Origin of the sequence: Streptomyces calidiresistens (assembly GCF_014141525.1) — a bacterium.
Lineage (GTDB): Bacteria > Actinomycetota > Actinomycetes > Streptomycetales > Streptomycetaceae > Streptomyces > Streptomyces calidiresistens.
Map to the genome: position 1 here is coordinate 1 of NZ_VKHS01000322.1, position 5816 is coordinate 5816.

4 protein-coding genes are annotated in these 5816 nt (G+C 75.7%); 1 reads left to right on the top strand and 3 read right to left on the bottom strand.

The window, feature by feature from the left end; genetic code table 11:
- Positions 1 to 11: 11 nt before the first annotated feature.
- The gene (locus tag FOE67_RS14395; protein ID WP_182664287.1) at positions 12 to 632 is read right to left on the bottom strand and encodes a class I SAM-dependent methyltransferase; all 621 of its coding nucleotides are present in this window, start codon (positions 630 to 632) and stop codon (positions 12 to 14) included.
- Positions 633 to 732: 100 nt separating this feature from the next.
- Here FOE67_RS14395 and FOE67_RS14400 point away from each other — a divergent pair, with 100 nt between their 5' ends.
- Positions 733 to 1329: a helix-turn-helix domain-containing protein gene (locus tag FOE67_RS14400; protein ID WP_182664289.1), complete on the top strand. Its 597-nt coding sequence runs from the start codon at positions 733 to 735 to the stop codon at positions 1327 to 1329.
- 504 nt (positions 1330 to 1833) lie between these two features.
- Here FOE67_RS14400 and FOE67_RS14405 read toward each other — a convergent pair.
- Positions 1834 to 4290, bottom strand: a complete 2457-nt coding sequence (locus tag FOE67_RS14405) for a Tex family protein (protein ID WP_182664291.1) — start codon at positions 4288 to 4290, stop codon at positions 1834 to 1836.
- Positions 4291 to 4548: 258 nt separating this feature from the next.
- The coding region (locus FOE67_RS14410) for an aminotransferase-like domain-containing protein (RefSeq protein WP_182664293.1) at positions 4549 to 5816 on the bottom strand (1268 nt) is incomplete at its 5' end.

A 5816-nucleotide genomic window follows, 5' to 3' on the forward strand; every position in this document is an offset into this window, starting at 1 on the left:
GGCGGGCGGGTTCAGCGGGCGCGGTGGATGACCAGTACGTGGTCGGTGACCTCGGCCGTACGCCCTCCCGGACCGGTAGCGGTCCGGCGGGGTGCGGCGGCGCGCTCGACCGGCCACGTCCCCGCGTCCAGGCCGATACCGGCGGCGACCTCCCGCGGGGACGGGAAGCGGGCGTCCTGCTCCCATGACCAGGGAGCGACCGAACCGTGGTCGACCACCAGCAGCCGCCCGCCCGGGCGCAGGGCGTGCGCGGCCGTACGCAACACGGCCGCCCGGTCCAGGTCGAAGGGGGTGTGCAGGTAGTGGGCGCAGACGAGGTCGAACGCGCCACCGGGGAAGGTCTCGCGCAGGTCGTGCCGCTCGGCCGCCATGCGCCCGGCCAGGCCGTACGAGGCGGCGAGGTCGGCGAGGCGCCCGACCGCCACGGCCGACACATCGACGGCGGTGACCTGCCACCCCCGGCGGGCGAGCCAGAGCGCGTCGCCGCCCTCGCCGCATCCCAGGTCGAGCGCGGTGCCGGGCGGCAGGCCCGCTACCGTCTCGGTGAGCGTGGCGTTCGGCTGCGGATCGGCGGGCGCCGGGCGGTCCGCGTACAGGTCGTTCCAGAACGCGGCCGCATCAGTGGTGCTCATCGATGACCCTTCTTGTCGTCGTTGCCGGGGGACGCGACCCACTCTTGCCCGGACCGTCGCGAATTGGCACGCCGTCTTGCAGTTCCCGCAAGATGGTGCGATGAACGGTGAACCGGAGGACGCGCTCGGCTCCGTGGGGCCCCGGCTGCGGGTGCTGCGCCGCGAACGCGGCATCACCCTGGCCGCACTCGCGGCGGTGACCGGGGTCTCGGAGAGCACGCTGTCCCGGCTGGAGAGCGGCCGCCGCCGGGTGACCCTGGAGCTGCTGCTCCCGTTGGCCCGCACCTACGACGTCCCCCTGGACGACCTCGTCGGCGCCCCGCGCACCGGCGATCCCCGTATCCACCTGAAGCCGATCCGGCGGTTCGGCATGGTGTTCGTGCCTCTGTCCCACCGGCCGGGAGGCACCCGGGCCTTCAAGGTGATCATCCCGGCGAGTCCGGAACCGCTGGTGCCGACGCCGCAGACCCACGAGGGCTCCGAATGGCTGTACGTGCTCAACGGGCGGCTGCGACTGCTGGTCGGTGAGCGCGACCTGGTCCTGTCATTCGGTGAGGCGGCTGAATTCGACACGACGCTGCCCCACTGGCTGGGCAGCGCGGACGGCGGCGCGGTCGAACTCCTTGTCCTGTTCGGTCCGCAGGGGACGCGTGCGCACCTGCACGCCGGTCCCGGCCGGGCACCACGGAGGGATTGAACCAGGGGCCGGCGCCGTGCGCCGTGCTCCCGTGCGACAACCGGCGGTGAGCTCGAGCTTTGTTCCCCGGCCCCGGGAACGTCCTCCGACGCTCTCGGGGCCGGGGCCGGGGCCGGGGACGGAGCTCGGACTCGGATCGATCGACCGGTCGATCCGAGAAGGCGCGCGGTCGGTCAAGCGGCCCGGGGGAGGCCGGTGGCGGTCGGGGCCTGCTCGCGCAGCGGGGTGAAGTCGACGTCGGGTTTCGGGTCGTACGCCTCGGGCCGGACGCCGAGTTCACGGGTGCCGTGCTCGCCGAACCGGTTGATGTGCCCGGTCGGGTACCCGGGAGGGCTCCGCCGGCGAGTCGACCGGTGGGGGTGAGCACCTTCTGTGAGGCGCCCCGCAGGATTCAAGCCCGCGCATGCCGCTCCGCCGGGGCTCGCCGATCGGCACCCGAACGCCTCCGGGGCCCGGTCCCTCCCGGGTGGGAGGGACCGGGCCCCGGAGGGACCGCGTGCGGGGTCAGCGGCGGCCCTCGCCGCCGGTCAGACCGGCGCGGCGCAGCGCGTCGGCCATGGCGCTGTTGATCGGGGCCGGCGCGCCGCGCCGCTCCCCGCCGCGACGGTCGCGCTGCCGGGGCGCGCCGCCCCGGTCGCCCCGACCGCCGCGCTCGCGCGGGCCGTTGCCGTTGCCCTCCGGACGGCCGTCGCGGCTCTCGCGACCACCCCGGCCGCCCCGGTCCCGGCCGCCGCGTCCGCGTCCGGCGCCCGGTTCGTCGTCCAGCCGCAGCGTCAGCGAGATCCGCTTGCGCGGGATGTCCACGTCCAGCACCCGCACCCGCACCACGTCGCCCGGCTTGACGACCTCGCGCGGGTCGGAGACGAACTTCTCCGACATCGCCGAGACGTGCACCAGGCCGTCCTGGTGGACGCCGATGTCCACGAAGGCGCCGAAGGCGGCGACGTTGGAGACCACGCCCTCCAGCACCATGCCCGGCTCCAGGTCGCCGATCTTCTCCACGCCCTCCTTGAAGCGGGCGGTGCGGAAGGCCGGCCGGGGGTCGCGCCCCGGCTTCTCCAACTCGCGCAGGATGTCGGTGACGGTGGGCACGCCGAAGGTGTCGTCGGTGAAGTCCTCCGGGCGCAGTCCGCGCAGCACGGCGGTGTTGCCGATCAGACCGGCGACGTCCGTGCCGGTGCGCTCGGCGATCCGGCGGACCACCGGGTACGCCTCGGGGTGGACGCTGGAGGCGTCCAGCGGGTCCTCCCCGCCGCGCACCCGCAGGAAGCCGGCGCACTGCTCGAAGGCCTTGGGGCCGAGCCGGGCGACGTTCCGCAGCTCCTTGCGGCTGCGGAAGGGGCCGTTCTCGTCGCGGTGGGCGACGATGTTCTCGGCGAGGCCGGAGCCGATGCCGGAGACCCGGGCCAGCAGCGGCGCGGAGGCGGTGTTGACCTCGACGCCGACGCCGTTCACGCAGTCCTCGACCACCGCGTCCAGGGAACGGGAGAGCTTGGTCTCGGAGAGGTCGTGCTGGTACTGGCCGACCCCGATGGACTTCGGGTCGATCTTGACCAGCTCGGCCAGGGGGTCCTGGAGTCGGCGGGCGATGGAGACCGCGCCGCGCAGCGACACGTCCAGCTCGGGCAGTTCGCGGGAGGCGAAGGCGGAGGCGGAGTAGACCGAGGCGCCCGCCTCGGAGACCAGTGTCTTGGTGAGGTTCAGCTCCGGGTGCCGGGCGATGAGGTCGGCGGCCAGTCGGTCGGTCTCGCGGGAGGCGGTGCCGTTGCCGATGGCGACCAGCTCCACCCGGTGCCGGGCGGCCAGCTCGCCCAGCCGCTCCAGGGCCTGGTCCCACTTCCGCTGGGGGGCGTGGGGGTAGACCGTGTCGGTGTCCACGACCTTGCCGGTGGCGTCGACGACGGCGACCTTGACGCCGGTGCGCAGGCCGGGGTCCAGGCCGAGCACGGCGCGGGTGCCGGCGGGCGCGGCGAGCAGCAGGTCGCGCAGGTTGGCGGCGAAGACGCCGACCGCGGCGTCCTCGGCGGCGGCCCGCAGGCGGGAGCGCAGATCGATGCCGAGGTGGACGAGGATGCGGGTGCGCCACGCCCAGCGGACGGTCTCCGCCAGCCAGGTGTCACCGGGGCGCCCCCGGTCGACGATGCCGAAGCGGTGGGCGACGGCCCGCTCGTAGGCGGCGGACTCCGGCTCCCCGTCCTCGCCCGCCTCGGGCTCCAGGGCGAGGTCGAGGATGTCCTCCTTCTCCCCCCGGAACATCGCCAGGGCCCGGTGCGAGGGCAGTTCGGCGACCCGCTCGGCGACATCGAAGTAGTCGGAGTACTTCGCGCCGGCCTCCTCCTTGCCGGGGCGCACCCGGGCGATCAACCGGCCCCGGTTCCACATGCGCTCGCGCAGCTCGCCGATGAGGTCGGCGTCCTCGCCGAAGCGCTCCACGAGGATGGAGCGGGCGCCGGCCAGGGCGGCGTCGACGTCCGGGACACCGCGTTCGGCGTCCACGAAGGCGGCCGCCGCGGCGGTGGGCTCGACCGAGGGGTCGGTCAGCAGGCCGTCGGCCAGGGGTTCGAGGCCGGCCTCGCGGGCGATCTGCGCCTTGGTCCGCCGCTTGGGCTTGAAGGGGAGGTAGATGTCCTCCAGCCGGGCCTTGGTCTCCGCGGCGCGGATGGCGGTCTCCAGGGCCTCGTCCAGCTTGCCCTGTTCCCGGATGGACTCCAGGATCGCGGTCCGGCGCTCCTCCAGTTCGCGCAGGTAGCGCAGGCGCTCCTCCAGGGTGCGCAGCTGGGCGTCGTCGAGGCCGCCGGTCGCCTCCTTGCGGTAGCGGGCGACGAAGGGCACGGTGGCGCCGCCGTCCAGCAGTCCGACGGCCGCCACCACCTGTCCCTCCGCGACCGCCAGTTCCTCGGCGATCCTGGCCTCGACGGTGCGGCCGGTGCCGGCGGGAAGGGTCTGTGCGGACTGTGTCACGGTGCTCTCGGGGCGAGTGCCCCTGCCTCCTCTTGCCCGGTGTCGACGGTCCGGGTCCGGGCCGTCCGCGCAGGGGGGCGCGCGGGCGCGGGACCGGTCCGCCGGGATCGGTTCGCCGTACCGGGACCGGCACGGCCCGTGCATTCTGACAGGCCCGGGCCGTCGTCTGCCGGCGGGACGCGCCTGCCGACGCGGCCGACCGGGCGCGTCCCGGTGGGCGGCCGGCTCCCCTCCGCCCCCGGGGGATCGGGCCGGTGCTCAACCCGTCGGGCTCCCACCGGGGTTGACCCCGACGGCCCCGGCGGCCGGGCCCGGGCGGCGGGGGGTGCCGTGCGAGGGGCCGAGGAGGCCGCGCACCGCCCCGCCCAGCAGTGCCACTCCTTCGGTGATCGCTCCCGGCGGGTGGGCGGCGTATCCCAGCACCAGGCCCGGGCGGCGGGGCGACGGGTGCGGGGGCCCGGGCCGGGAGAACCGGTGCCAGGACAGGGGGTGGACGCGCACCCCCGCCTCCAGCGCCGCGGCGGCGGCCCGGAGGTCGTCGCCCTCCGGGAAGGTCACCGTCAGGTGCAGGCCGGCCGCGGCGCCGTGCACCGTGCCGCCGGGCAGGTGGCGGGCCAGGGCTGTGATCATGGCGTCCCGGCGCTGCCGGTGCCGGGTCCGCAGGAACCGCAGGTGGCGTTCGAGAGCGCCGGACTCCATCAGTCGGGCGACGACCAGTTGCGGCAGGACGGAGGTGCCCAGGTCCGCGAGGCGCTTGGCCTCCACGAGGGCGGACCGTCGGGCGGGCGGGGCGATCAACCAGCCGATCCGCAGGCCGGGCGCGAGGGTCTTGGAGAGGCTGCCCAGGTGGACCACCCGGTCCGGGAGCAGTGCCTGCAGGGCGGGTACCGGGGGGCGGTCCCAGCGGTGTTCGGCGTCGTAGTCGTCCTCCACGATCAGGCCGTCCACCTCCTCGGCCCACCGCATCAGGGCCCGCCGGCGGTCCCCGCCCAGCACCGCCCCGGTGGGGAACTGGTGGGCGGGGGTCAGGAGGACGGCCCGGACGCCCTCGGCGCGCAGGGCGTCGATGTCCGCGCCCTCGTCGTCCACCGGGATCGGCGGGGTGTCCAGGCCGCGTGCGCGCAGCACCTCCCGCACGCCCATCGAGCCGGGGTCCTCGACCGCCACCCGGTCCACTCCCTCCGCCCGGAGGGTTTCGGCGAGCAGGCCCAGCGCCTGGGCGGTGCCGGAGACGACGAGGACCGCCGCCGGGTCCACGGCGATCCCCCGGGTGCGGCCGACCCACCCCGCGACGGCGGTGCGCAGCGCGGCGGTGCCGCGCGGGTCGCCGTAGCCGAGGTCGGCGGCGGGCAGGTCCTCGAACACGGCGCGCTCCGCGCGCAACCAGGCCGTCCGGGGAAAGGCCGCGAGGTCGGGGGTGCCGGGGGTGAGGTCGATGCGTGCCGGTGCCGCCCGCAACACCTCGTGCGCCTCCGCGCCGGGGTCGGGGACGAAGAGGCCGCCGGGGGTTCGGTGGGGGACGGTGC

Excerpts from the sequence above, each read along its gene's own strand:
- FOE67_RS14395 (WP_182664287.1), bottom strand. The coding sequence starts at position 632 with ATGAGCACCACTGATGCGGCCGCGTTCTGGAACGACCTGTACGCGGAC.
- FOE67_RS14400 (WP_182664289.1), top strand. The coding sequence starts at position 733 with ATGAACGGTGAACCGGAGGACGCGCTCGGCTCCGTGGGGCCCCGGCTG.